The organism is Lacticaseibacillus zeae DSM 20178 = KCTC 3804, from assembly GCF_000260435.1.
In the GTDB taxonomy this organism is placed as follows: Bacteria; Bacillota; Bacilli; order Lactobacillales; family Lactobacillaceae; genus Lacticaseibacillus; species Lacticaseibacillus zeae.
The window spans coordinates 84,663-110,551 of record NZ_BACQ01000062.1 but is presented as its reverse complement, the minus strand read 5'-3'; the positions used below and the strand labels follow the sequence as shown (position 1 = coordinate 110,551).

Sequence of the window (25,889 nt, the reverse complement as noted above, 5' to 3'; positions counted from 1 at the left end):
GAGCCTTATCTTTCTGCTCGCGAACAGCAATTGGCAAATTCACACTGCCCTGCTCTTCTTCTCCTTCAATCAGAAACTGAATCGTATAAGGCAGCTTTGGCTGTTTGGCAAGAAACTGACTGATGCCGGTCAAAGTCGCAACAAGTTGACCTTTGTTATCACCGGCCCCCCGCCCGTAAAAGCGGCCATCGTGAGCCGTCAACTCAAACGGATCATTGTGCCATTTTGAGAGATCACCGGGATTCATTACGTCATAATGACCGTAGAAAAGTAACGCCTCTTGCCGTTCGCCAGGAACTGTTGCAAAAATAATTGGCTTCCCTGAAGTATGAATCAACGTCACGTCCGCCCCAATATCATCCTCTAATATTTTTGCAATTTTTTGCCTGGCTGCTTGCTGACCTTCATCATTCGTACTGACGCTGTTGCAGGCGATTAAATCCCGTAAGACTTGAACTGGCGATGCTATAGCTGGCATCATGACTCGCCTCCCAAAATAAATATTTAATGATAACAGCTTATTGCATTCTCATGCAAAACGGAAATATAATATTTGCCATAGACCATAACATTTTTAGTATAGGAGGGCCGATACCATGCGTTTATTACAACTCAACTATTTTCTCAATGTTGCGTTAACTCAAAATATTTCCCGATCGGCTCGAATTTTGCATGTGAGTCAACCCAGTCTCAGTCGAAGTATTCACGATTTGGAAAACGAGTTGGGTGTGCCATTATTCACCCGAAACGGGCACGCGCTTGCACTCAACGAAGCCGGACGTCTTTTTGCTATTCAAGTTCGCCAGGGATTAACCATGGTCGATCATGCTGTCGATAATCTCCACCAGTTCAGTAACGACAATGCCGCACGAATCACCTTGCGATTTGAAAGTTCAACTGCCGTATTGCCAAGGCTACTTGATCACTTACATGAGAAACTGCCGGTTGTCCAAATACAACTCATGCAGAGCGGTTTTGAACAGGATCCATTGCTTCACTATGATTTCGAGTTCACCACAACGCCCATTCCCGGTAATCGTAACTTTCATCTTTTACGCGAGGAGATTTTGATTCGCTACCCAGCTACACAAGCTGATGCAAGCAACTCAATGATTGTTCCAGACCAATTAGCTAAATGGCCGCTAATCATGACAGAACCTAATCCCTTACGCGAACAGGTGACTTCCCTTTTACAGCAAGCGGGCATAGCCGCGCATCCAAGCTTTGTGACCGGTGATCGGCAAACGATTCTAGGATTAGTGCGCGCCGGTCAGGGGATTTGTTTCATGCCTCAGTATTCATGGGTGGGGGTCGATGTAGCTGGTACTGAAGCCTGCCATTTCTCCCCCAAACCGGTTTTCCGTGATATTTACCTGAGTGCGCCAGCGCAATCAATGAAGTTGCCTTATCACGCTCAAGTCGCCGCGGCGATTCAAGATTATTTTCAAGGCATTCAGAAGAATTGACCCGTAAACAAGGATGCTTATTAACTTATTTCGCGTTTGTCAGCGGTCTGACCACATTAAAAAAGTTCGGTGATCATCAAAAATGACCGCCGAACTTTTTTAAACTATGAAGATAGACTGCGACTTCCTAACTCATCCCCGAAACGGATTATAAAACCGCCCGCCATTAACATGAAACAGCACCAAACCAACCAGAATAATCACCACAACCCCCACCAGCACCAGCCAGTCAGGCGTCCGTAGTGGTTGATCCATGTACCATGTCCGCCGCTTGCCGGTGCCGAAGCGACGCAGTTCCATGGCTTGACTAATCTGATCAATCCGATCGAGACTGGTGAAGATGAGCGGCATCAGGATCTGGCCCATGCCTTTTAAGCGCTGGAACAGCTTGGCTTTGCGCGACAGCTCGTAGCCGCGAGCCTGTTGGGCTAGGCTGATTTGCCGGAAGTTGGCTTGCACATCGGGAATATAGCGCAAGGCCAGCGCGACTGAATAACTGATGCGATATGAAACATGCAACTTGTTGAGGCTCGCCGCGAATTCGCTGGGATTGGTCGTGATCAAGAAGATCAAGGCGAGCGGCACCGTCACGATGTATTTTAACGCCAGGTTGAGTTCATAGAATAATTGCTCTTGTGTGATCGTGAAGTAGCCAGCGTGAAGCAAAACATGCTTGCTACCATACAGACCGACGCCATACTGCGGCGAGAAGACGAACACCAGCAATAGATTCACCACGGCAAAAATCGTAATGATCTTGACGACTAGGCTAATTTGATGCCAGTGAATTTTGGCTTGGGCAAACAAAATAATTGACGCCAACATCACGGCACACACGAAGCGCGTATCATAGCTTGCCATCACAATCACTGAAATGCCAAGAAACGCCAACATTTTAGTGGCACCGGTCAGGCGATGCAGCCAGGTGTCTTGTGGGTCATATCCAAAAAGTGAATTCATTGGCGGACCCTCCGTTCTTGATCAATGACTGCTTGGGTAAATGCCAGTGGATCGAGGCCCAAGCGTTTGGCTAAGCGGTATAGGCTTGGCTGTGCCAGTGATGCATGTTCAATGACAGCCGGATTCGTCAAAACAGTGGCCGGTGTGGCATCCATCAAAACGCCGCCATCCCCAAGAACAATTGCCCGTTGCGCATATTCCAACATCAGATGCATGTCATGCGTAATCAACATCATCGTAATGCCTTGGGCGTTCAGCTTGGTCAAAAAGCGCATCATGTCGGTAAAATGCCGCCAATCCTGCCCGGCAGTTGGCTCGTCAAGAATCATCAACGCCGGCTTAAGCACCAGAATCGCCGCAATGGTGACCCGCTTTTTCTGACCGTAACTCAGCGCATTAATCGGCCACGAGCGGAACGGGTACAGCCCGCAAACCTTGAGTGCCGCCAACACGGCATCTTTGACGCGGGCCTCATCCCAGCCACGCAACCGCGGGCCAAGGGCAACCTCATCAAAAATCAGGTGTTTGCTGATCATCTGGTTCGGATCCTGCAGAATATACCCGATTTTATCTGCCCGTTCCTTCACCGACCAATCGGCTAGATCTTCGCCATCCAATGTGATCTTGCCAGCGCTAGGGGTCAAAAATCCGGCAATCAAATAGCTCAACGTTGATTTGCCAACGCCATTACGGCCAACCAGCGCCACCATCTCACCGTGATGCAGGGTCAGATTAAGATCGGTGAAAATCTGACGGCCTTTTGGATACGCAAACTGTAGTGCATCAACCGTTAAAAGTGGTGCTTGCGGCTTCTCTGCGACCACAGTTGGGGCATCTTCGGTGAAAGTTGCAAGCTTCGCGCCGAGCTCCGGCGCATCGAACGTTTCAAGATCTGCTAGATGTGTCGCCTGCTTCAAATCGATGCCCGCAAATTCAGCCGCTTCCAGATACAACGGTTCCCGCAAACCGATTTTTTGCAGCAATTGGCCGCGCAACAAATTCTCCGGCGTGTCATCCGCCAAAATGCGGCCATCTGCCATCACCACCAACCGATCAACCGGCCGGCGTAAAACGTCTTCCAAACGATGCTCAATGATAACTTCAGTGACGTGATACGCCTGATGCAACTCGTCAATCAACGCCACTGATGCTTCGCCTGTTGCCGGATCAAGACTAGCCAAAGGTTCATCAAACAGCAACACGTCGCCTTCATCAATTAAGACGCCAGCCATCGCCACCCGCTGCTTCTGACCACCGGAAAGCGATTGCGGCGCCTGCGCCAATAAATCGCCAATTTTCAAACGATCGGCCCATTTTTTGACCCGAGTATGCATCTCGCTAGGCACAACCGCGCTGTTCTCCAACGCAAACGCAATGTCCTCGCCTGCTGTCAACGCGACAAACTGAGCGTCAGGATCTTGCAAAACGGTTCCGACATTCACCGACAACGCGGCCAAACTCTGATCCTGCACCACCGCACCGTTGACTTTGACGGTACCGCTCAATTTCCCGGGAAATGCATGCGGAATCAGGCCGTTAATCAAGTTGCCTAGCGTTGATTTTCCCGATCCCGAGGGCCCGACAATCAACACCTTTTCGCCAGGCTGGATGGTCAGGTTGACATCGTGCAAGGTCGGCTCAGCCTGACTGTCATACTGAAATGTCACATGTTCAAGTTGAATTGCTGGTACCGTCATATCAAGACTCTTTCTTCAGACTGCCAGAACGTGTCCGGGTTGCAGCATACGCCACCAGCAAAATCGTGCCAATCACGCCAGTCGCAATACTATTCGAAATCGCCGAAACAATCCCCTGAACATAAACCTTATTCGCCGGCTCACTATATATGATGATATCCAGCGTCGGCGCAATCAGACTCCAGCCAACCCCATTGGTAATCACCTGCAGAACATTGAACGCGACAATCTTTTTCATGCCAAAATTGCCAGCTTCAATGTTGAATCGCTTCCAGAACAGACCGATTACCATACCAACCAATCCGGTAGTGAACACCCAGGTCCACCACGGCTGGCCGTATTGGGTAAAGTCGTTCAAAGCATGGCCCAAAAAGCCGATAAAGAAGCCTGCAACCGGCCCAAAAAGGGTGGCAATGAAGCCAAGAAAACCATAGGAAATGTCAATGTTCGTGTTCGCAATGCCCGTTGGAATAACTGCAAATCTTTTTAAAATAAATAAAATAGCTGTACCAATACCAATTGCGACAACTGTCCGAACACTCAAAACTTTGTGATCTCGCATACCGAATCCCCCTATAAGAATGAACGTTATCTTTTCACTGATGAATCGTCGTTACCTGTCCAGCGACACATCAGGCCACTTTTCACATAACCCATACGACGGGTCAATTATACCGAAAGCCGCTTCACAGTGATATGCCAATCGACACCGGTGCCAATGTGATACAGCTTCGAGAATGAATCCTGATTAATCGCCACACCCAGATTCAGCAAGGAGTTCACATACACCAGCGGCTCGCCAACCCGCACTGCGGCAAACGTCCGCGTAAACGGCATCTGGTTTTGGTACCGCATCTGATCCCGATAATAAATCGACACCTGCACCAGCTCGCCCGGCTCAACACCAAGCTTTTTAAACGTATCCAGTGGAATATTCGTCCACAGCGAGCCAAAACGGATATCCAAAATGTCAATCGTGCCGGCAATCTGGTTATCGCCTTCCGTCACTTCGCCCAGCGGCAACATCACCACATCGTCAGGCGAAATCGGCTGACCAAGATCCTCAAAAGAAATCTGACCACTCGCCAACTTAGCGCCATTATAAGCATAAACATCCCGGCCGTGGAACGTATGACTCTCCTGACTCCCAGGCAACGCATGCGACGCCTCATCGATCACACTCACACGCTTCAAACCCACAAACTTCGCCAAATGCGTCAACGTCCCGTTATCCGGTGTGATAATAAAATGATGATCAGCCGTCTCCGCGATAATACTCCGCCGATCACTGCCAACACCCGGATCAACCACCGACACAAAAACCGTTCCTTCAGGCCAATACTTCGTCGTCTGATACAGCCGATAAGACGCCGCAAAAATATCATAAGGTGGAATCTCATGCGTCAAATCATGAATCGACAAATCGCCATTCACCCCATAAGCGACACCATACATCGCCGCAACGGCACCATCAACCAAGCCAAAATCCGTCTGTAACACTAACTTCGCCATTTTCTGTCCCCCCTTGCACTGGTTATCCCGCAGATAAGTTGTGGGCTAACCAGTGCGCGTCTATTTGGTTCAGCCTTTTCTAGATGATCCAGTCCTGTGAGTGCGTTATCGTGCCGCTGTTACACACAAAGGCTGGATCTGTATTAGCTGAATGTAATCTGAGTTTATCGGAGAAACGTTCGGGTGTAAAGGTGGAATGGGGAGAAATTGAAGTTAAGTGTTGCGTGGGTATGCAAAAAGTCGTTTGAATCATTGCGGATGAGCGTGGATTCAAACGACTTTGCGTTGTAACTAATAAATTTAAAATTTACGCATCCAGATCTGTACCATCAATAATCCTATGCAAGAAGCTTTTGCCATTTTCTGGGAATGAAACATCAAAATAATCTGATCCAGTCGCGCCAACATCTGACAATGTGGAACGTTCACCAACGTACTTATTGTGCGTTCCCTCTTTATAAATCAAAAGCGGTGTACGCTCACGTGTGTGTAAACTAAATCCAATTGTCGGATCATCGCCGTGGTCAGCCATGACGATCAAAATGTCATCACCTGTATAAAGTGGCAGCACATCTGATAGGCGCTTATCTGCAGTTTCAAGTACTTCTGCGTAACGAACAGGATCCTCCGCATGACCTGCTAAATCAGTTTCTTGGATGTTCATAAACAGCAGACCGTCCTTAATATCTTTCGATTGTTCAACAAATTTGTCAAAAAGATAATTTGTATCAACACCTGGAAACTTTCTTGGCGTGTCAACATTGATAATATCTGCCGTCTTGCCAACTAAAGCGACATCAATACCATTTGCATGTAAAATAGAAGGCAACTGAACCTTGGGATTAATCCCATAGCCTAAATGGATAACATGATAATCTGTATTGTAAACACCTGATTCAGGTGCTGATACGCCAACATATTTCTCATGTTCGATTTTCCGAGCCGCTAAGATGTTTTTTAGACTAACTCCACGTCCACCAAACGCAATCACGCGAGACACCTTGACGACACTACGCACGGATTCACCTAGGCGCGTAATCTTATCAAAAGGCATTTCATCAAGGGCCGCTGTTACGTTATAAACTTGTCCCGGATCAGCTTCCAGGTTATCACCGATTGTCGCACAGTGATCAACAATCAGTAATTGATACCCAGGTTTACCGTAACGTTCAACGTCAAAACCGTCCTTCTTAACTTGTGCTTCAACAGTATCAATCACCTCGTTAAAGGGTTGAAGAAGGGGCATTTTAGGTTTAGTTCCCATAATCTCTTGGTGTGCGAGGTATGAATCAGCTCCATGATGCATCAATAATGAGGTGCCCCAGTTGGCCGTGGTAGAAAACTTGTGGCTCCCTCTTTCTTGACCAATAGCGTTCATTAGACCCAGCTTTTCCAAATTGGGGATTTTGATCTGCGGTACTGCCTTAATGATGTTTAGCGCCGTGTTCGCACCAATATCATTTGGACGCACTTTAGGCACGTCATCCATTGCCCCCACTCCAAAACTATCCAAAACAATAACACCGTATTTGCCCATATTATTGCATCCTTCCTGGTAATTTCTTTCCTTGACTATCGTATAGACCAACTAATTCAGGCGTGGCTCCGGCTGTTTGCAGTCCTCGTACTAAAGCCACTGTGCTCCGCGTCACAAATATTTGCGTCCGAAAAGCCATTACTACCGGCAAGCCAGATTTAAACTGCTGGTCTAGCTCCAAGTAATAGTCGATATTTGAATTTTCAAGTGGTAATACATGCGCGTGGACGTAATATTCGCCATCTTGAACCAAGGCATTTTTTAAATGTCCGCGTCGATACCAACCACCACCAAACACGTAACTATGTGAGCCAAACGTATGTGAGACTTCACTTACGTAGCAATAAGCTGGCTTCTCAGGTTGATCCTTCACTGCATGCAGTGGCGTCGTACCGGTCAAAGCGTGTCCAGGTTCCCCTTCATTACCACCAAGCTGTTTGATTAGTGGTATTGAAGTTGTTGAAGTTGCTGATGGCAAACTAACGACTTGTGTTTTTAAATGATGCTTATTAAAAATATTCTTAGCTCTGTCAATTGTCTTTAAATTTGCTGTAGCCAAGAAATCTTGTTTTGATTCATCGTAGAGAATCGCAGGAAAAGTTGTGATTCCGACAAGTTTGATATTTGACAGCGTTTTAAGCTGATCAAGCTGTTTGTCTAGTTCAGCAAGCGTGAAGCCACCAGTCTGTCCAGGATAAATATCGTCTCCGTTGCCTACAACTTTTAACAAGACTTTTTGTTTGATTCCGACCGCACTTGCTACTTCATTTAATTTCTGGGCATTTTCAAGTGAATACATCGTGACGTACTTAGTTCCATACTTTAGAAGCCGCTTTAGAAAGTGCTTTGGTGGTTGCACCAAGTGTCCCACATTTCCTAAGGCAAGCCCGTTTTCCATAAAAGTCTCAGCTTCCCGAAAATCTACTACTACAGCCTCTGGAATGCCAGCATTCACAACTTCTTTTGCAATGACAGGATTCCGTCCAACTTGTTTCGTCATATAAAGTAACTCAACGTGATTCTTTTTAGCCTCAGCAACCATATAACTTGTATTCTGACGAATCATATCTAAATCAATCACATACGTATCGGGCAATATTTGGCCCGTTTGGTGTAACTTAAATGCGTATTGGATTAATTCGGGATTCAACTTTTCCAATTGTTTTAAGAACACGACGACATCACCTTCTTCACACTTTCTTTTAAGATTCGGATGACAGTATCAGGGCCGCAGCGATATGGATTTATTCGAATTGTTGTTTGTAAAAGATTAGGATCAAATTCTTTAAACGTCCCAGATACTCGATAGAACATCGGAACTATCTCATACTTTGATTCGGCACCTACAGGATTTGGTGCGGCACCAAGATCATTTGCATATTTCAAAACAGTTTCAGCAATCGGTTGCTCAAATTCAACAAACAAGACTTTTGATTGAGCATTTGCCACATATGCGTCGGAAATACCCGGAATCTCATGTGCATTCAGTCGCTGTGATAATTCATTTACAACTCTTGCTTGCGTGGCTAACGCAACGGGTGCATACGTTAATCCACGTAAAACATCGATTGCTTCATGCCCTTGTACTTGTGAACCACCCGAATAATTCTCTGATCTTAATCTTTCAATAGCCGATTTATCCCCAACTATGCAGCCAATTCCCTCAGGCCCAAGCAATTTAAATGTCGAAAAACAACTTAAATTCGCACCAAGCTCAACACCAATCTTATGGACTTTCATCACAGCATAATTGTCATCAGTGATAATAGGAACTTCTGGATATCGTTCCTTAAAGAAAGAAATCACATTTTCCATATCATAGGAGTCGTCTGGCTTTTGCCGAGTGTATTGGACAAGAATACCGTCTGGAGCATCAGGTAATTGCTGGTGACGTAGATTATTGAAATCAACCCGAATCGTTTGTAGCGACATCATTTTGATTGACGTTTGTGTGGTTGGATAAATTGGCGCATCGTGAATGAGCAGGGTCTGTCCGGTCGAAAGATAGCTGTGCAAAGCCATGCGAATCGCTGCAGTTCCTGCCCCCCTGACTAACATGGCATCTTCTGCATGAAAATATGCTGCAAGTACCTCTTCGACTCGCCTGGTATAGCGAGGCTGATTAAGTCCGCGAACAACACCTAAATCACCACGACTGAGAAACTCAGATCCTTTAAAGTGACGACTGATTTCATCGACTAAACGAAACTGCTTTTGAAATGCTTCTTCATAATTAATACTTTCCAGTGGATAAGTCTTAAAACTAGGCATTGATATCACCATAGATTCTTTGAGGATTTGCTTCTAACATCTTATTAATGAAGGATTCCGAAATACCCGCCTCCCGTAACTGCGGAATAAATGAATCAAGTAGATAAGCGTAACCATTTCCTCCATTGATTTTCAGATGTGACTTACGTGTGATGTCCATAGACAAAACCACTTGATCTGTAAAGCCTGCCTCTTCGATTGCTTTTAACATCTCAACTCGTGTTCGATCAGGCATGTAATTGTTCTTGCCAATTGTGTCAAATTCGACATTAATACCCGTCTTCAACATGTCTAATACATATTCAGCATTGCCGGTTAAATCAACATGCCCGATAACAATGTGTTTGAGATCAGCATGATATCTCTTAAAGAAAGCAACCTGTTCATGGCCCAGTGTTCCAATTGACGTATGCGTGCTAATTGGACAACCCGTTTCTTGTTGAGCAATTACTGCGGCTTGAAAAACTTTTTCTTCCGCAGCTGTCCAACGCCCTTTTGATGTGGCAATTTCGCCAATTACACCAGCCTTAACATCGGTTCCTTTAATGCCAACTTGAATATCTTCAATCATCTGTTCAGCTAACTGAGTTACGGACAATCGAAAAACCTCAATCGGCAAAAACGCATCCTGATAGAAACCAGTACACTGCACAATATTGACGCCAGACTCTTTTGCAACTTTGTTGGCATATGGGATATTTCTTCCCATGCCTTTGTTCGTCATGCTAATAACGTTACGTATTCCTTTTTGATAAAGTCCTTTAAATTCTTCAATGACTTGATCAATAGTATCGAGGTGGCAGTCTTCGTTTTGCTTGACCTCAGACAAATCAATTGGAATGTGCTCATGTGCATAAACCTTACCTGGTAATAACATGTTTCCTCCCTTCGGACCGTTCTAAAACAGATGCACGATCCGCAATAAATTCAGTAAAACTCCAAGTGCAATGGCAGCAATCGGACCAACCGCCATATCAACCAAAGGCTTCTTTAGCTTCTTATTCAGCAACCAAACTCCGATCACCCAAAAGTATCCGAGGTTTGGTGCCATCTTATTGCAAGCCAGCGCTGCGCCAATGAGCAAAGCAATAGCAATCGTATCGGTTAGCGAAGTGCGGATATGTTCACCCATATCTCGCAATCCAGGAAACTTATCCAGGCCTTTTGCAGTACCAGAAAGTGCTTGTACTTCAATCCACATCCAAACAAATCCAGCAAGGAACGCGACAATTGGATTGCCCTTCAGCAAAAGCCCAATTGCAAAAATGATTGTTGTTCCTGCCATGCCATAAACGCCAGTAACTATTGCAGTGGAAAAGACCAATGGGATAAAACCAATAGCCCTTGCTAACGTTGCAATAGCAGCTTCCATAACTTGTCCTTTAACCAATAGTTGTTGAGGCAGAACATCAACTGCAATAATTAGGACACTGGATGCCGCTGTAATTAAGCCACCCATGATGGACAACCATATCCAGTTCTTTTTAATCCGGGAAACCCGTGCCGAAAAGACGTTGACTAAACTCGCATTTGAAGTGCCTTCACCTTTAATTTGTGCAGCAAAGTAAAGCATGAACAGCATCGCGACCAGGAGCGACATGCCAATTGGATTTAATGTGATTTTGATTCCGTTACCGATCGAGAAAACACCGAACTTTGTGCAAAGAAGATAAGCGATGAATGTTGCTCCAAATGTGATGATCCCTTTCTTTGCGCCATGTTGACTGGCAACTGCCAGGGCTGGAAATGCACAGAAAGCCAAAAGAATTGGCCCCCCTAAGAGTGATAAAGCTCCCAGAAAATTAACAGGAAGCATCTTGAAGGCCGAAACAATAAATGACAACCCGAACAGCAGTCCTATACCGTATACCGCACCAACAAAACCAGCCAGCACTGTTCCCCATTTATTTGCCGGTGTCCACGTACCGATGATATCGGCCGCAAGCAAAATACTATGTGCCACCAGAATTGTTGAGCCAATTGATACTGGAATCCCAAATCCGATAATTAATCCAAAACTAACGGCAAAACTAGTGGCTGCCAGCTCTTTGCGATCGATCTTCCCTTCCAGATATTCTGGCATGATCGGCCGCAAGCCGTCATTAAACACGGCAATCCCTCGATTGGCTAAAATCGATCCCACGCCACCAACTAACGCGATTAACACATAGTCTATTAAGACAGTAATGCTCATTTTTGGTCCCTCCTTTTTCAATATACTAAATACTGTATATTGACTTATAGTTTAAACTTCACTTTATTAAAAACTTAGCAAGAATAGGTAAGATTGTGTCTTTTGTGTTAATTGTAAAGCCAAAGGCGACCTTCCCGTTATCAATTCCCTCTTTGATATCTTCCTCTGACAAGATTTTTGATGGAGAAGCAACCGTCAACGTCTTGTCTGATCCTAACAGCGCAGTTGCCATTGCGAGTGCTCCCCCAGCGCCAGTTTCACAAGCCCCAATATAAAAGTCGGCCTTTTTGTCTTTTACCGCCATAGCAGCATCAAGATCACTCTTAACACTAATTTCAACATCTTTTCCTGCCGTTAGCTTTTCAAGCGATTTTTTTAATTCGTCCTTACCCATTTGTCCGCCAATAACAATTCTGGTCATGCTATCCTCTCCTTAAGATGTTAACCAAATGCAACATTATATATCGTGTTTCTAAATTCGAAAAATCAACTGGACGAAATGACGCTACGTGGTTCCAGATGGCCAAGGCTCTCTGGTATTCTGGAGCGGTCTTTACTTGTGACCAAAGATCATTTGGTAAAGCATCAACCGATTCTTGTTTGCGACTTCGTTCTAAAGCAACAGATAGGTGTATCAGAAACATCTCAGAGTCAGTTTCGCCGATCGCTTGAACAAGATACTGGTCCACCGATCGAATGAACGCAAGATCCTCCTTATTAAGCTTGCCTACATCGTATAAAATCTGCAGTTTTCTAGCAGTTTCATCAGTCACATTGTCTCACCTCCCAAAAATGTCTTCAGCTGCTTTTTAATATTCTGGCAAAACTTCACCTGAAATAACTTGTTTTTGAATAGCTGTCACTTCCTTAAAGTCAACGTAATCACCAATGACTCTCTTAACAAACTCATTTCCCTTAACACACAAAATAGCGGCCTGGGATGCCCTTTTAACCATTGGGTCATTGATTAACTGATAACTCAGTGGGTAGTTTTTTGACTTCACCTCATCAAGGTTCCAAATAGCCGCGTCAATCTCACCTGAAACAATTCGCTGAACGATTTGGTTATAAGGGGATTCAACTAACTTTACTCTATGTTTCTCCAAAATCTTGTTGGTCATCAGCTTATAATCAAGTGAGTGCGAATCAATCCCAATTCTTAATCCGTCACGCATCCTAAAATTGTGACCGCCTCTATACACGATAACGTGCTTTGACACATATGATCCTTCAGGCATAACGCCAACGACATCAACATCATGACGCTCAACCAAATAATCAGCAGTGAGAGCCGAAGCAATGATGAAATCATAGCGATTCCGTTTCAGCCCTTCTAAACGGTTAACCGAGCCGTTTACATACGCAATATTTAATCCCATTTTTTGATTCTTAAAGGCACTATAAAGACCTGTTCCTAAGCCTTCATAATGCTTGGTGTACGGGAGTGGCATAGCACACACAACACTACGGTAATCTAGATAGGACAGAAGTTTGTCTTGATCTTGGGTCACTAAAAAGGATCCAAGATGACCCTTGGAAACCGTCGAAATAGCACCATCGTCCTTCATTAGTTCAAGTCCTGCTTGAATCGTGCCACGTGATAAGCCAGACTCATTGATCATTTCTGTCACTGTGGGTATTCGATCACCAACCTTCAAAACAAAGAATTTCTTTGCTAAGAAGATAAGCGCCAGTCCCTTTTTTTGGTATTGATAAGCCCGCATTTGTAGCACTCCCAGATGAATATACGGTTTTCCGTATATTTAATTTACATGCACATTGTAAGCCCTTGCATAAGCTTAGTCAACTAAATCTTCATTATTTGTTTTACACAGATGCTCAGTCGTCCTTTTGATATGGTTGAGGTTTACAAATAAAGAGCGGCAAGATCGTCACAATCTCACCGCATCTGATGCTGTCACAAAACAATTAGGTAAAGACATAAAGCTTGTAATGAACAATATTCTCTGTGAATTTGTTCTCCTGATTGCTATTTTAATATTGTCTCTGCCAGGTCTTGGTCAATAAATAATGAATTAATCAACTTATGCTCCAACAACGTCTTTAAACTTGCAGTTTTGGCGGGGCCTACAGCCATAGCAACAACATTGGGGATCTTTCGAAGATCATCAATGCTGATCCCAATTAATCTTTTAGAAAATTCCGTCTCAACCTCATGGCAATTTGGATCGATAAAGTTTGCCACAACATCCCCAATAGCATTGGCTTGTTCCAGCTCTTTGATTTCGTCATCTGTAATATAGCCAAGATCGGCCCAAGTTGAATCTCTAACATTGTTCCCAATACCAATAAAAACCGCATCAACATTCTTTGCGGCATCTATGGCTGATGAGACCAGAGATGACTTCTTCAACTCTTCCGCTTCAGTAGCAGAATCAGCAATGACGGGTGCATAAAAAGTTGTGTACCGAGCGTGTAATTTCATGGCCAACTCAGCAACCAAATAATTGGAGTGTATTTCCAAATTGACTAATCCCAAGCCTCCGATTAATGGGACAACTGTTACATGAGGTGCCGTCAAATAATCCGCCTGCTCCACTAATTGTGAGACCGCATGCCCCCATCCAATGCCGATTGTCTTCACTTTTGTGACCAAAGAAGCAAGATACTTTGCCGAAAGCTGGCCAACTTGCATTTGGATTGCCTCATTTGTCCGATCGTTATCAGTCGATACAACTTTAACATTAGTCAAGCCATATCTTTCTTGCAGTTCAACTTCAAGCTCAACGACGTGTTTGTTAATATCCTGAATAAAGAATTTAACTAAACCTAGTTCACGTGCTTCATGAAGTAACTTAGAAATTGCTGGCCGTGAGACTCCAATTTTAGTCGCAACTTCTTCCTGCGTGTAATTGCGTTCATAATACAATATTGCAACTTTCAAAATTAACGATTGATCAGTTGGTTCCTGAGCCATGGCCCACTCTCCTAATTATCTTCCTGCTGCACAAGCATGCTGAATGGCTGCTTGGATTGACTTAGAGTGTCGATCGTTTAAAAGTTTCTCGTCACTAACCTTTGTTTCAAGAACTGTTTCATAGTCACGAAATTTTGCAAAAATCGAAAGCCCTCTAAGAATCTTACACTGTTTAATCCTGCCATCATCAATAATAATGAAGCAAACTTCGCCAACACCCATCTTTGGGCGGTAAACACCTACGCCAAAACGTCCCGATTGTTGCCCATTAACCATACGTTTATATTCTCGCACATACATTTGAGAATTGACAATACCTATGATCTGTTTACCAATAACAATGGCCAACAAGAAAACCATAAACAGAATGCCTTCCAAATCCTTCACCTCCTCTTAGTTGCAAACAGGAAAAGTCTTTGCAAGAGAAAATTTCTCGGCAACAGCGAGATCCTTCCCTTGTAAAGACTTATATCTTACTCATGCTTTTACCACGTATATGCCAAGTCATGCATACCAAGTATTGAAAACTCCACTTTCTAAAGGAGGAAAGATACTGCATATGCGATCAAAACCGCAATAGGTGCCGTAATTAATCGAGAAAATAAAATTGCGGGAGCGCCTGATGAAATAGTCTCTGGTTGCGCCTCGCCAAGTGTCAATCCAACTGGGATAAAGTCTGCCCCAACTTGCGAGTCAATTGCAAATAATGCTGGAAGCGCTAACTGTACCGGTACAATACCCGTTGCGATTTGTTGGCCAATAAGCGTGCCAACAACTGCAGCGATAACCCCTGCAGGCCCAAGAATTGGTGACAGGAAAGGTAAAGCACAGATCAAGCTCAGCACAACTAACCCGATGATATTCCCAGCTAACGGGCTTAAGATATTAGCTAAGATTTTACCGATTCCCGAGTAATTAATAATACCAACCAACGTAGCAACAAAGGCCATGAAAGGCAAAACATTCTTGATCAGCGTGTCAATTGTATCGCGTCCCGCTTGGTAGAATGTGTTTACGAAATCCCCCGCGACACTTCCAACTGCGTCAATCATTCTCATAAAGAAGTTTTCTTTATTTGCGTTTTGGGATTTGCCATTAGTCTTTTCTTGACTTGAGAACTCCCTTTCTAAAGTGGGATCAGCATTAGTTGTTCCCCTCTGTTGGTCTGACTGACTCGTCTCTCTTGTTTGAAAAGATTCCTCAGGCTTTCTAGACGCATCCTCTGGAACTGCTTCAGCTGAATTGCCAGTATTTCCTTCAATGTCGTCCGCTGTTACACCTGAAACAAAAATTGAATCTTTAATAAATTTGGCAAGCGGTCCCGCAGGCGTAATAGCAATCGTATTAATGGTTGGAATCCCCATCTTTGGATAAACACCACTACGCGCAGTACCCCCACAATCAATAACCGCCGCAAATGTTTGCTCCTTGGGCACTGGGTTTTTGAATGCGTCAACCACCTCTGCTCCAGTGAGATCTGCAATCTTTTGCGCAACAGGATCTATCCCGCCGCCGGTTACGCTGATGACATACTTCTTTTCCTTATCCGGCTTGACTGTCAAAGGACCGCCCCAACCGTGATTACCCTTCTTGATTGTCACACTCTTGAATTCAGCCATAGCTAGGCCTCCTGTGCATCGTTCTTTTTGAGACTGTTAATGTCAAGCGACCCATCCAAGATGCTTGTATTGCCATTCCGTTTAAAGAAGTAAAGACTAAGTCGTTCAGTCACAAGACCACGAATAAAGATCACCACTATTCCTGTCAAGGCATAAAGTAGTGCTAACTTAGCCTGTTGACCACCAGCTTTAACAAATCCATTAGCAATCCCTAAGAAGACAAATAACTCTGCCGAGTTTGCGTGTGGAAACAATCCAGTAACTGGATGTAAAAAAGACACACAAGAATCGTAATAGGCGGGTTTGTACTTTTCCGGCAAGAAACGTCCTGCCGTGTAACACATCGGATTGGTAAAAAAGAAAACTGCCAAAATCGGTAAAAGTGTGTACCGTAAAATAGCGAATTTTGTCAACTTGCTCATCGCATTATTGACTCGTCCTTCTCCAATAAACTTGACTAACGCATTAATCGCAGTAATCAGCGCTATTAGTAACGGGATAATCCCCGTCATATAACTGAGAAAAACTTTTCCCCCAGCATTAAAGAGTCCGATAAACCCTGTTGCAATATCAGTTAATACTTGCATTAACTTTCCCTCCTTGTCTAACCCATGTGCGTGAAATTAGGCAATTAGGATCTCCTGACCGACCTTAATATTCGGATAACCACCATCTTTCGATGAAACAAAGACGGATCCTGGTAATTGCCCTGTATCTTCATCTTTGTTATTCACATAAATGGCTAGATGCCCGAGTGTGTTGAAATTAGCGTTAGCCTCATTCCCAACAAAATCGATCACATATTTCTGATCCCCAAATTGTATAATGCCACCTTCGTGCAATACATCTATATCCGTGTCTTCTCGTTCATGTAGAACCGCAATGTCCTTTAACTCATCAGGTGCAGAAGGATTAAATAGTACGATGATTCCGCCCTCAATAAGTTCTGACGCATCGGCCCCTATTGATACTACTTTCGTTCGCATGACTATACCTCCAATTTAAATATACCGAGCAGTTAGTAAGCGCTCTCATTTTAGTTTACTCAGTTTTCTTTAATTTGGAAATATCTCGTCTTGCAATGCTCGCAACTTAACAACGGTTGCATTACTATCCAGACTAACTGCATCTGTCGTCAAAGGCGTGTTTTTCTTAATGTCCTGTAAAGCAACTGTATTGCCAGTGATCAACCCAACTGGCACATGATGGTTGCTGACAAATTCATCGTGTCTTTCAATAACACCGCGAACTGAGAAGCCGCCAATTCCGTCAATTGTTTCTCCTGACTTAATATCACGTTTAGCAACTGCAATTGTTTCTGAAACAGGTGCCCCAATTGGCACAATGGCGTGATCATGATTTAAAACTGCTTTAGCAATCGTTAATGGAGTTTCTAGTGATGCTAAGTGGAATGGCCGATAAAGAATATGGTGTTTGCGTTCGCCTTTTTTCAGTAAATAATTCATTTCATTTTTTACACCGTCGTTTTGTCCTTCCACAATGACAAACACGCCCGGTGCAATACCATTAACATACTCTACAACACCAAAATTATTTAAGGCACCTCCGTCCTCTTTCAAGTCAAGCTTTTCAACGGTTTGATCAAGGTCACCAGAAATACCATGCATTCCTGTAATATCCGGAACAAGGCCAGTTGCATTCGAGAGAAGTGTCATCTCCGCCATCGTCTTAGTACCATCTTGAAATGCTGCTAACATATGCGGCGACATGTGTTTTCCTTCTGCTTCTGAACGGGCAGTGTCGGGATTAGCATCATGGATATTCTTGTTGTTCTTGCCTTTACCAGCGACTAATACTTTCATGCCCATTGATTTTGCAAATTCAAAGAGTCCAGTTGTGACAGCTGGTTCATCCCCATCAGAACCCGTATAAACAAGGTTTGCAGTATCATACAAACGCTTCATTAACGGCCCAATCGTGACATCGACTTCAACATTTAAAAGAACCAAATGTTTTTTTGCAACCAAAGTTTCCAGGGCCAGTTGAGCTCCTACCTCAGTAACTCCCGTTGCATCTACCAGAACTTCGACATTGGGATCATTTACCACCTCTCGAAAATCAGTTGAAGTTACGACTTCGTTTGGCTTTTTTGAACTGGCTAAGAATGCTTCCTTAGCTTTCTGTGCATTCTCCAGGTTAATGTCACTAATACCGGTAACGACCATTCCTGGAATACCCGCGATTTGTGCGATCATGCCAAATCCCATTTGTCCTGCTCCAATAACCCCTACCTTAATTGGGTTATTCTCCTGTTCGCGCTTTAGCAACTGCTGGTACAAAGTCATAATGATGCCCCCTATTTAGTTTTTGACATTTGTTCAACCATTGAACAAATGTATAATACCCCAAGAATTTTGTAAGCGCAAACATTTTGTGCTAATTTTTTTGGGGTCTTTTAATTTTGGGGCAACAACAAAGCGCACTTCACAGAAAAATCACTGTATTAATAGCATTTCGCAAATTCTGGTCAAATTGATCCAAATATTTAAGAGCTTTTTGCCATTTAGTAACCAAATTACAGGCGTGCGGTGGGATAAACTTTACACGGTTGTCTTTCTCTTTTTGCTATAAGGGCCGCTAGAACCAGAAATGGCATGAATGGATAGAATAAACTCACCACTCATGCCACTTAGCATTTCTGTATTTTTCAATTGCTTAAAAGCTTTTTGTCGAACCTATACGCGTGTTGGTACAATGAATCTTTGACTACCGTTCCTTTATTAAGATTCTTTGAGGATTTGTGGTCACCATTTTTTCGAAGGCTTCATTCCCCACATGTTGAACTAGTTCAGACCTCAGATCAGTAAGGATGTACTTAAGTCCTGGACGCCCACCGTAAGACAGGTAATACTTTTTACGTCCCATATCGCCAGCCAAACAAACATGATCACCATAGCCATCTTTAACCAACTTGGTCAGCATCTTCACTCTCAATGCGTCGTGATCTTCCAAGTGTCGCCCGATGTGATCAAAGCTGACACTAGCTCCCATGTCAGCAATGCTTTCGATGTAATCAACATCTTCAGCAAGATCGACATGGCTCAAGCAAACGTGACTAAGATCCGCTCCCGCCGCCTTAAGACCTTTAAGTTGTTCGATTCCCATAGTACCCTTATCACAATGGGTAATCATAGGAATGTGTGTGTCCCGCTGAACATTTCCTTCGATATCAATAATCCTTTTTTCAGCTTCGGTGACTGTATTGTAGCTAGTTCCAAGCTTCATGGCTGCAGGTTTTATCTTATCGAAGCCAATACCCACTGAAATTTCATGAACTAAAAAGTCATAAATTTCTTGATTGCTCATTTCGGGGAGCCATTTGGGTTGAAACTCTTCTTTATGAAAACCAGTAATGCACAGCACGTTAATATTAGCGGCCTGTGCTATTTTCTTTAGCAGCATAGGACTTCTGCCATAGTTGATAGGAGTGAGATCCACCAATGTGTTCCCACCAGCATTCTTAAAAGAAATTGCTTCAGCGGTTGCCTTGTCGATATCATCTATAGTGTAATCATAATATTTCAACTGCTCACTTGGATACACATAGAGATGCTCATGTATATAAGTTGTCCCAAGTGCCGATTCTGGAATTTTTCCGCACACTGAATTAATCAAAGTGAACGCCTCCTACCATTCGGCAATAGTACCATCGTAATTTTTCCAGGAAGGATTGTTCCATACTAGACCCTCTTGAGCAACCTTCTTGATTTTGTCCTCATCCATATCAATACCTAAGCCGGGGCCTTTTGGCAATTCGACATAGCTGTTTTTATACTGGAAGATTTCCTTGTTCTTAACAAAATCAAGCAAATCAAACCCTTGATTATAGTGAATTCCCAAACTTTGTTCCTGAATAAATACATTAGGCGTGCAGGCATCCACTTGCAGTGTGGCCGCAAGCGAAACCGGACCATAGGGAGCATGGGGAGCACAGGCCATATCATAAGCTTCGGCCATAGCGGCAATTTTTCTTGTTTCCAAGATACCCCCACACATTGCAACATCAGGTTGGACAATATCAATTGCTCCTTGCTGGAAGAGATTCTTGAATGCCCAACGTGTATATAAACGTTCCCCGGTAGCAAGTGGAATAGAAACTTCTCGAGCAATGTCATCGAAAGAATCCCAGTTTTCTGGCAGAACGACTTCTTCCAAAAACATCGGATGATATGGTTCTAGAGCATGTGCAAGCACTTTAGCCATTGGACGATGGACACGTCCATGAAAATCTATGCCGATTTCAAGTTTGTCACCGACCTGATCCCGAATAGAAGCGACACGATCAACAACTGCTTGAACTTTATTATAAGAATCGATGTAATGCATCTCTGAAGTTGCATTCATCTTGATTGCTGTAAATCCTTTATCTACCCTAGCTTGAGCTTGCTCGGCTACATCGGAAGGCCGATCTCCGCCAATCCATGAATAGACTCGAATGCGATCACGCGCAGCGCCACCAAGTAATTCATAAACAGGCAAGTCTAGTGCCTTCCCTTTAATGTCCCAGAGTGCCATTTCAAGACCAGAGATAATCGTGCCATTAATAGGACCTCCGCGGAAAAAGGAGCGGTGCATTTCTTGCCACAAACGCTCAATCTCAAATGGATTGCGACCAATTAACTTTTTGCCGATTTCATATCCACCAGCGACTACTGTTTCGGTCTTGGTGCCAGAAATCATCTCTCCCCAGCCAGAAATGCCCTCGTCAGTCGACAACTTTACAAAAATCCAGCGTGGTTTAACTTTGTATATATTAATATCAGAAATCTTCAAACTTAGTAACCTCCTTAAAAAGACTTGCTGTTACACCTTTATATTGCGGGAAATACAACTTTTAAGAATTGAGCAATCTTGTAAAAGATCCAAGTGATTAAGTGAGTCCCGGAATCTTCCGTTGAAACCATTGACATACCTTTTGCCATCTTGAATCCGCCAGCTAGGGCCAACTGTGTATGAACAGGCGCAAAAGATGTTGCAATCCATAGAACACAGCAAGTAATCACTATCGTTGACAGTAGACCACGGAAGATGTTGCCCTTACCGAATGCTACCGGCCAAGCAGATAACCACATAGCTTGGTATGCAATATCGGAAATAGGAAGCAGTTTATTACCTGGAAGCACCGCCGCCAACACCAGGGTAATAGGAACCATCAAGATGCCACACGCAATGGCAGATGAATTAGCAACTGTTAACGCTGCATCAACGCCAATTGTGAATTTATTATTTGGAAATCTTTTATTGAGTAGTCCTTTAATAGCGTTGGCAAAGGGAATTAGTCCCTGCATAAGAATTTGCATCATTTTTGGTGTCAATAGCATTGTCGCAGAAGTACTCATACCGACAATTAAAATATTGCCAATCGGGTCTTCCGCAAGTGCCCCTATTAAAAGTCCAATTAAAAAACCCATAAATAAAGGCTCTCCGACAAAGCCGAATTTCTTTTGGATCTTTTCAGGACGAGCGTCAATCTTATTAATACCGGGAATAATGTCCCATAGCTTATTTAGCGCCCACGCTACGGGTGCCCATGCGACTGAATTAGCGGTGGGAAAAGTTACATCTTCAATCCCAAAATACTTTTGTGCTAGTGGTGCTGTCCAATCAGCGAGTTTAAAACTGATTGCTGCATCAAGAGCTGACGCAATTAAAGAAATAGTTGCACTCTTCGTCACGTACCATACAATGGCGCCCGTAAAGATATAATGGTTATAGCTCCAGAAATCAACCATGACAGTATTTGTCATTTTCGTGAGCAGCATTAAAGCGTTGACGCCCAGAACCAGAAATACAACAACGGCGGCAAGTGGAAAAGCCCATGTTGCTGCTGCACGGGCCGGCCAGCCCACATCCATGATTGAGGTTTGAATCCCCCAGTTATTAACCATTCGATGAACTGACGGACCCACTTGCGCAACAAACCAGTTGATAACAATGGTAACCCCAGCAAAGCCTACGCCAATCGTTAAAGCAGATTTAATTAGGATATTCAACTTGACTCTAAAGATTAGGCCAAGAATAAAGATAATGATCGGCATCATAACCATAGGGCCTAATTTACTAATCCAGTTTAAAAGATCAACAACACCCTGCATTAGAAATCCCACCTCTCCTTTTATCTTGCTACAGGCATTAAGCCTCCAAAGCAGCTAAAATCTCATTTGAAGCTTTATCTTCATTAACACCAGTAACAAAGGGGGTGCCACTGATAGTCTTAACACCATGAGTAACAGTCTCATCAAGGTGGCCCGTTGGAACAATAAAATCAACATTGTTCGTGTTTAATTCGCCTTCAACTTCAGAAAATTTGCACTGAATGATATTCGGTTCTGGCAGACCGTTTTCTGATGCAATTTCACGAACTTTCCCTGCTGCCATCGTTGAAGTAATCATCGATGAAGCACAGCAAACAATTACTGTTTTTTGAGTGGCCATAATCTTAACCTCCAAATTCTTCGAAAAGTTGTTTCATAGACTTAACATTTTTTGTGTTGATAATTTCGCGTAAATTAGTCTGACTTTGAACGATCTCCATGATGTACTTCAACATTTGAGGCTGTTTCTCTGGATTATCGAACAAAATCATAATTGCTAGATTTACTGGAATAACATAATCAGGATCATCCATTTGATGAAAACCAACTGGGCTTTTAAACGTGGTTACAACAAGCTGAGTGGTATTTGCGTTTGTGTAATCCGTGTGCGGAATAGCGACTTTAATTTCCCCCGTATTTAATCCGGTTGGATAGTCTTTTTCTCGTTGGAGAATATTTTCTAAGAAACTTGTTTTTACTTTTCTTTCCTCCAATAAGTGCGTAGCCACCATCTCGAAATACTCTTGTTCATCCTGGAATTCTTGATCAATGAAGATATCCGCATCACTTACAAGTTCCTCCACCTGCATATTGCACCTCCTACTCAGGCACTGTCTCAAGAAAAGCTTTGACAGACTTTTTTAGGCCTTCAACGTTGTTGTTCTCCACGTCTTTATGATTAAACATGCTGCTACCAACGCCGAGATAACTTGCACCATTTTCAAAAAACTCTCTTGCGTTCTTTACATTGATACCTCCAACGGCCATCAATCTTTGTTTACCCAAGGGACCCTGGATGGCTTTAAAGAAACTGGGGCCGAGTGTTGATGCGGGAAATAGTTTGACAATGTTAGCGCCTAAGTCAAGCATCTTAACAACCTCAGATGGTGTCATAGCAGCAGGAACTGTAACAACTTTGGCATCACGTGCAATTTTGAAAATATCAGGTGTGAATACTGCTGGCCCTAGCATGAACTTAGCGCCGGATGCAATGGCAGACGAGGCCTGTCCGGCATTTAAGACCGTACCTACACCAATATCAACCTCGTCCCCATACTTTTCATTACCATCATGAATGATCTTCAAATAATCTGGATTGTTAGTTGTCACTTCGACCCCGACTTGGTGATTAAATGAAGACAACACTTTTATAACAGCCATAGCTTCTTCATAGGTGTATCCGCGCATGATTGTTGTAACCTTTGGATAATTGTCAATATTCAAGTTTTAACCCTCCTTGTTTCTTTTGATCCTGTATGTTTTCCAAGATCAAATGATATGCAACTTCTGAGCTGTTAGTGTTAATTAATTTATCAATCAGCTCTGTATCTTCTGCAATACGACTAAGCTGTTGGATTGCCCGCAAATGTCTAGTTGTATCGCGCAACGAGATTGGGACGATAATTGATATGGCTTCTTTTCCCGGGAATAATACAGGCGTTTTAAAAATGCTGAAACCAAACGCCTCGCTTAGTGCACCATTCTCTGGCAACGTATGTGGAATTGCCATGCGGGTGCCTAAAAAAGCAAACGACCTTGGATCTTTGGTTTGTTTGACTAAGACGTCTTCAAAGTGCTGCGTAACTATACCTCTATCAAGCAATGGCGCAACTGAGAAACGGAGTGCTTTCTCCCAGTCCATACTGGCATCAACTACTTGGACCAACTCCGGTTTAAGGTAGTGCTTGAGCGACGGCAGTTGCGACTCCTTAGTCTCCTCATCTTGGGAAATATTTGACTTCACTAGCCACGCTAAGATGTCATTTTTCAATCCCTTAGCATCACGTACTGTGGCATGCTTCTTAACAATCTGTAGAACTTGATCAACTGATCCTTGTTGCGTGCTGATTCCTAAATCGTTTAAAACTCGAAACCTAAGATTTATTGACTCTTCCGTTGTCATCAAAGGGTGAATAATGTATTGTCTTGCGTGTGTGTTAAGAGGAACCGTTGAAAACACAAGATCATAATCCCTATCAAAGGCTTCAAAGTCATGAACGGACGTTGCGGACAGAAAAGTGATTTCCGGAAACAAACGAACTAAATGTTCAAACATTAAACGCGCTGATATAATTCCATTTGTACAAACGACTGCAGCGCGGTGCTGATTATTATCTGGCTGCTTCCGGCTTTCGAGAACACCTCCAAAATAAAAGGTAATCAACTTAACTTCTTCTGTTGGAAAGCTTTTCCCTACAAGCTTCTCCAATGGTTTCAAATCATTCTTAACAGTCTCAAAGAGCATTTTGTGCCAAGAGTCTTCTCGAAACACCTTATCAACTCCGATATTTGCCAAGTGCATGCCGTACTTGACTCGGAAGTAGGCTGGTCTTAAGTGAGCCAGTAGCTGTTTATCAAAAGCTTTTCGATTAGGGATCTTTACCAAAGTATCCTGTTCAAATTGATTTACCATTTTCTCAACGGCTGATAAGATCGGACTTTGTTCGTCCTGAAACGCACCTCTCAAGGTATTGGAAGACAAGAATATCAGCGTCAGCCATTCTAAGTCTGCTTTAGAACGAACCCAATCAGGATTAGTGGCGGAGGTTATTGAAGCCAATTCAGTGGTATCCGTTAACTCATCATCAAAGTATTTTGAATCTTTAACTCTCCCTGATAAGTTCCTTGTAATATTAACGGCAAGTGTATTTACCAGTGTAACGAAAGCATCATCAGAATAGGTAACATCAAGATGCTTCTCCACTTCTCGTGCATAGTGCACAACCTCTTCAATCCCTACACGAGATGTTTTCGAAATCACATCCTGGCTATCTGAGTATTGTTGTAAGTTCAAAACGGTATCATTTAGCACTAATCGTTGAGCTACCTCTGAGCCCTGAATGAAGTAACCGTTAGTTCGGGTATATTTCAGAAGCATCTCGTGTCTCTGCTTCAAAAACGATCTTGTTCGCCTAATATCCTTCTCAGCAGTTGTCTTGCTGATGCCCAGATAATCAACAACGTGATTCAAGGAAACATTGTCTGAAGTTGTTAACAAATATAGTAAGGTGAGGTACATTCGCTCCTCTTCTTCATGGTAATTATCGAATTTAAAAGCATCATCTGACTTGGCCAAGAATCTAAATACTTCATCCTTTACTTGTAAAGAACCATCTCCTAACTTCTTAACGGCAGGCAAGCCTTGTTCATTCAAAGCGTCGTTGATGTGACCTATAGAATATGAAAGTTGTCGTCCCGTTAAGCCCATCATTTGTTGTAACTTAATGGAGTCTATCTTGGGATGACGGATGATTTCTGAGAGGATGCGTGCTTCCCTTTTGTTCATTGATTCACCTCTTTCCGCTTCTGAACTTCTACAACCATTATTTTAGAGGCATGTCTTCATTAATTGAATCCGTT

General features: G+C 43.4%; 27 protein-coding genes. 1 reads left to right on the top strand and 26 read right to left on the bottom strand.

Translation table 11 applies throughout. The features are described 5' to 3' along the window. Positions 1-481 (bottom strand): M20/M25/M40 family metallo-hydrolase (locus tag GSO_RS12920; RefSeq protein ID WP_029345610.1); only part of this gene is annotated, 481 nt, incomplete at its 3' end. Positions 482-596: 115 nt separating this feature from the next. Here GSO_RS12920 and GSO_RS12915 point away from each other — a divergent pair. Further along, the gene (locus GSO_RS12915) at positions 597-1,466 is read left to right on the top strand and encodes a LysR family transcriptional regulator (RefSeq protein ID WP_010492870.1); all 870 of its coding nucleotides are present in this window, start codon (positions 597-599) and stop codon (positions 1,464-1,466) included. Positions 1,467-1,598: 132 nt separating this feature from the next. On the opposite strand, the gene GSO_RS12910 is transcribed toward GSO_RS12915, so the two are convergent. The 25 genes from GSO_RS12910 to GSO_RS12790 all read right to left on the bottom strand — a co-directional run bounded on the left by GSO_RS12910 (position 1,599) and on the right by GSO_RS12790 (position 25,815). Next, positions 1,599-2,426, bottom strand: a complete 828-nt coding sequence (locus tag GSO_RS12910; protein WP_010492868.1) for an energy-coupling factor transporter transmembrane component T family protein — start codon at positions 2,424-2,426, stop codon at positions 1,599-1,601. Then, a complete protein-coding gene (locus GSO_RS12905) occupies positions 2,423-4,123 on the bottom strand; it encodes an ABC transporter ATP-binding protein (RefSeq protein WP_010492866.1) in 1,701 nt (566 codons plus the stop codon). The genes GSO_RS12910 and GSO_RS12905 overlap by 4 nt, the downstream gene beginning before the upstream one ends. Before the next feature lies 1 nt (position 4,124). After that, positions 4,125-4,685 (bottom strand): ECF-type riboflavin transporter substrate-binding protein, encoded by a 561-nt coding sequence (locus tag GSO_RS12900; protein ID WP_010492864.1) that lies wholly within the window; start codon positions 4,683-4,685, stop codon positions 4,125-4,127. 107 nt (positions 4,686-4,792) lie between these two features. Then, positions 4,793-5,635, bottom strand: coding sequence for an SAM hydrolase/SAM-dependent halogenase family protein (locus GSO_RS12895; protein WP_010492863.1), 843 nt, complete (start codon positions 5,633-5,635; stop codon positions 4,793-4,795). A gap of 307 nt (positions 5,636-5,942) precedes the next feature. After that, positions 5,943-7,172, bottom strand: a complete 1,230-nt coding sequence (locus GSO_RS12890; protein ID WP_010492861.1) for a phosphopentomutase — start codon at positions 7,170-7,172, stop codon at positions 5,943-5,945. A 1-nt stretch (position 7,173) separates the two neighbouring features. Beyond that, positions 7,174-8,346 carry a YhfX family PLP-dependent enzyme gene (locus GSO_RS12885; protein ID WP_010492859.1) on the bottom strand — a complete coding sequence of 391 codons (1,173 nt, stop codon included), beginning with the start codon at positions 8,344-8,346 and terminating at the stop codon, positions 7,174-7,176. Then, complete coding sequence (locus GSO_RS12880) at positions 8,337-9,443, bottom strand: aminotransferase class V-fold PLP-dependent enzyme (protein WP_010492858.1); 1,107 nt, start codon at positions 9,441-9,443, stop codon at positions 8,337-8,339. Before GSO_RS12880 ends, GSO_RS12885 begins: the two co-directional genes overlap by 10 nt. Beyond that, positions 9,436-10,320 carry a phosphotriesterase family protein gene (locus GSO_RS12875; protein ID WP_010492857.1) on the bottom strand — a complete coding sequence of 295 codons (885 nt, stop codon included), beginning with the start codon at positions 10,318-10,320 and terminating at the stop codon, positions 9,436-9,438. Before GSO_RS12875 ends, GSO_RS12880 begins: the two co-directional genes overlap by 8 nt. Before the next feature lie 21 nt (positions 10,321-10,341). Then, complete coding sequence (locus GSO_RS12870; protein ID WP_010492856.1) at positions 10,342-11,637, bottom strand: YhfT family protein; 1,296 nt, start codon at positions 11,635-11,637, stop codon at positions 10,342-10,344. Positions 11,638-11,695: 58 nt separating this feature from the next. Continuing rightward, positions 11,696-12,058, bottom strand: coding sequence for a DUF2620 domain-containing protein (locus GSO_RS12865; RefSeq protein WP_010492853.1), 363 nt, complete (start codon positions 12,056-12,058; stop codon positions 11,696-11,698). Position 12,059: 1 nt separating this feature from the next. Further along, on the bottom strand, positions 12,060-12,410 hold the full coding sequence (locus GSO_RS12860; protein ID WP_010492851.1) for a PRD domain-containing protein: 351 nt from the start codon (positions 12,408-12,410) through the stop codon (positions 12,060-12,062). A 36-nt stretch (positions 12,411-12,446) separates the two neighbouring features. Continuing rightward, entirely contained in the window at positions 12,447-13,361 is a 915-nt protein-coding gene (gene yhfZ / locus GSO_RS12855; protein ID WP_010492848.1) for a GntR family transcriptional regulator YhfZ, read from the bottom strand. Between the two features lie 266 nt (positions 13,362-13,627). Continuing rightward, positions 13,628-14,575, bottom strand: coding sequence for a sugar-binding transcriptional regulator (locus tag GSO_RS12850; RefSeq protein ID WP_010492846.1), 948 nt, complete (start codon positions 14,573-14,575; stop codon positions 13,628-13,630). A 15-nt stretch (positions 14,576-14,590) separates the two neighbouring features. Continuing rightward, the gene (locus tag GSO_RS12845) at positions 14,591-14,962 is read right to left on the bottom strand and encodes a transcriptional regulator GutM (protein WP_420896614.1); all 372 of its coding nucleotides are present in this window, start codon (positions 14,960-14,962) and stop codon (positions 14,591-14,593) included. Positions 14,963-15,111: 149 nt separating this feature from the next. Then, complete coding sequence (gene srlE, locus GSO_RS12840) at positions 15,112-16,194, bottom strand: PTS glucitol/sorbitol transporter subunit IIB (RefSeq protein WP_010492841.1); 1,083 nt, start codon at positions 16,192-16,194, stop codon at positions 15,112-15,114. A gap of 2 nt (positions 16,195-16,196) precedes the next feature. Further along, on the bottom strand, positions 16,197-16,781 hold the full coding sequence (gene srlA, locus GSO_RS12835; protein ID WP_010492839.1) for a PTS glucitol/sorbitol transporter subunit IIC: 585 nt from the start codon (positions 16,779-16,781) through the stop codon (positions 16,197-16,199). Between the two features lie 36 nt (positions 16,782-16,817). Then, the gene (locus GSO_RS12830; protein ID WP_010492838.1) at positions 16,818-17,180 is read right to left on the bottom strand and encodes a PTS glucitol/sorbitol transporter subunit IIA; all 363 of its coding nucleotides are present in this window, start codon (positions 17,178-17,180) and stop codon (positions 16,818-16,820) included. A 69-nt stretch (positions 17,181-17,249) separates the two neighbouring features. Continuing rightward, on the bottom strand, positions 17,250-18,500 hold the full coding sequence (locus GSO_RS12825) for an NAD(P)H-dependent oxidoreductase (RefSeq protein WP_010492836.1): 1,251 nt from the start codon (positions 18,498-18,500) through the stop codon (positions 17,250-17,252). Positions 18,501-18,921: 421 nt separating this feature from the next. Beyond that, complete coding sequence (locus tag GSO_RS12820; RefSeq protein WP_010492834.1) at positions 18,922-19,830, bottom strand: phosphotriesterase family protein; 909 nt, start codon at positions 19,828-19,830, stop codon at positions 18,922-18,924. A gap of 12 nt (positions 19,831-19,842) precedes the next feature. Next, on the bottom strand, positions 19,843-20,988 hold the full coding sequence (gene dgoD / locus GSO_RS12815) for a galactonate dehydratase (protein WP_010492832.1): 1,146 nt from the start codon (positions 20,986-20,988) through the stop codon (positions 19,843-19,845). Positions 20,989-21,026: 38 nt separating this feature from the next. Next, a complete protein-coding gene (locus GSO_RS12810) occupies positions 21,027-22,310 on the bottom strand; it encodes a PTS galactitol transporter subunit IIC (RefSeq protein ID WP_010492829.1) in 1,284 nt (427 codons plus the stop codon). Positions 22,311-22,347: 37 nt separating this feature from the next. Further along, the gene (locus GSO_RS12805) at positions 22,348-22,650 is read right to left on the bottom strand and encodes a PTS sugar transporter subunit IIB (RefSeq protein ID WP_010492828.1); all 303 of its coding nucleotides are present in this window, start codon (positions 22,648-22,650) and stop codon (positions 22,348-22,350) included. Between the two features lie 4 nt (positions 22,651-22,654). Next, positions 22,655-23,119 (bottom strand): PTS sugar transporter subunit IIA, encoded by a 465-nt coding sequence (locus tag GSO_RS12800; RefSeq protein ID WP_010492826.1) that lies wholly within the window; start codon positions 23,117-23,119, stop codon positions 22,655-22,657. Positions 23,120-23,129: 10 nt separating this feature from the next. Further along, positions 23,130-23,753 (bottom strand): bifunctional 4-hydroxy-2-oxoglutarate aldolase/2-dehydro-3-deoxy-phosphogluconate aldolase, encoded by a 624-nt coding sequence (locus GSO_RS12795; RefSeq protein WP_010492824.1) that lies wholly within the window; start codon positions 23,751-23,753, stop codon positions 23,130-23,132. Further along, positions 23,743-25,815: a BglG family transcription antiterminator gene (locus GSO_RS12790; protein WP_010492822.1), complete on the bottom strand. Its 2,073-nt coding sequence runs from the start codon at positions 25,813-25,815 to the stop codon at positions 23,743-23,745. The genes GSO_RS12795 and GSO_RS12790 overlap by 11 nt, the downstream gene beginning before the upstream one ends. Positions 25,816-25,889: the final 74 nt, after the last annotated feature.

Excerpts from the sequence above, each read along its gene's own strand:
- GSO_RS12830 (WP_010492838.1), bottom strand. The coding sequence starts at position 17,180 with ATGCGAACGAAAGTAGTATCAATAGGGGCCGATGCGTCAGAACTTATT.
- GSO_RS12905 (WP_010492866.1), bottom strand. The coding sequence starts at position 4,123 with ATGACGGTACCAGCAATTCAACTTGAACATGTGACATTTCAGTATGAC.
- GSO_RS12900 (WP_010492864.1), bottom strand. The coding sequence starts at position 4,685 with ATGCGAGATCACAAAGTTTTGAGTGTTCGGACAGTTGTCGCAATTGGT.
- srlA (WP_010492839.1), bottom strand. The coding sequence starts at position 16,781 with ATGCAAGTATTAACTGATATTGCAACAGGGTTTATCGGACTCTTTAAT.
- GSO_RS12865 (WP_010492853.1), bottom strand. The coding sequence starts at position 12,058 with ATGACCAGAATTGTTATTGGCGGACAAATGGGTAAGGACGAATTAAAA.
- GSO_RS12880 (WP_010492858.1), bottom strand. The coding sequence starts at position 9,443 with ATGCCTAGTTTTAAGACTTATCCACTGGAAAGTATTAATTATGAAGAA.
- GSO_RS12910 (WP_010492868.1), bottom strand. The coding sequence starts at position 2,426 with ATGAATTCACTTTTTGGATATGACCCACAAGACACCTGGCTGCATCGC.
- GSO_RS12895 (WP_010492863.1), bottom strand. The coding sequence starts at position 5,635 with ATGGCGAAGTTAGTGTTACAGACGGATTTTGGCTTGGTTGATGGTGCC.
- GSO_RS12870 (WP_010492856.1), bottom strand. The coding sequence starts at position 11,637 with ATGAGCATTACTGTCTTAATAGACTATGTGTTAATCGCGTTAGTTGGT.
- srlE (WP_010492841.1), bottom strand. The coding sequence starts at position 16,194 with ATGGCTGAATTCAAGAGTGTGACAATCAAGAAGGGTAATCACGGTTGG.
- GSO_RS12810 (WP_010492829.1), bottom strand. The coding sequence starts at position 22,310 with ATGCAGGGTGTTGTTGATCTTTTAAACTGGATTAGTAAATTAGGCCCT.
- yhfZ (WP_010492848.1), bottom strand. The coding sequence starts at position 13,361 with ATGCGGGCTTATCAATACCAAAAAAAGGGACTGGCGCTTATCTTCTTA.
- GSO_RS12915 (WP_010492870.1), top strand. The coding sequence starts at position 597 with ATGCGTTTATTACAACTCAACTATTTTCTCAATGTTGCGTTAACTCAA.
- GSO_RS12890 (WP_010492861.1), bottom strand. The coding sequence starts at position 7,172 with ATGGGCAAATACGGTGTTATTGTTTTGGATAGTTTTGGAGTGGGGGCA.
- GSO_RS12825 (WP_010492836.1), bottom strand. The coding sequence starts at position 18,500 with ATGACTTTGTACCAGCAGTTGCTAAAGCGCGAACAGGAGAATAACCCA.
- GSO_RS12800 (WP_010492826.1), bottom strand. The coding sequence starts at position 23,119 with ATGCAGGTGGAGGAACTTGTAAGTGATGCGGATATCTTCATTGATCAA.
- GSO_RS12790 (WP_010492822.1), bottom strand. The coding sequence starts at position 25,815 with ATGAACAAAAGGGAAGCACGCATCCTCTCAGAAATCATCCGTCATCCC.
- GSO_RS12875 (WP_010492857.1), bottom strand. The coding sequence starts at position 10,320 with ATGTTATTACCAGGTAAGGTTTATGCACATGAGCACATTCCAATTGAT.
- GSO_RS12805 (WP_010492828.1), bottom strand. The coding sequence starts at position 22,650 with ATGGCCACTCAAAAAACAGTAATTGTTTGCTGTGCTTCATCGATGATT.
- GSO_RS12850 (WP_010492846.1), bottom strand. The coding sequence starts at position 14,575 with ATGGCTCAGGAACCAACTGATCAATCGTTAATTTTGAAAGTTGCAATA.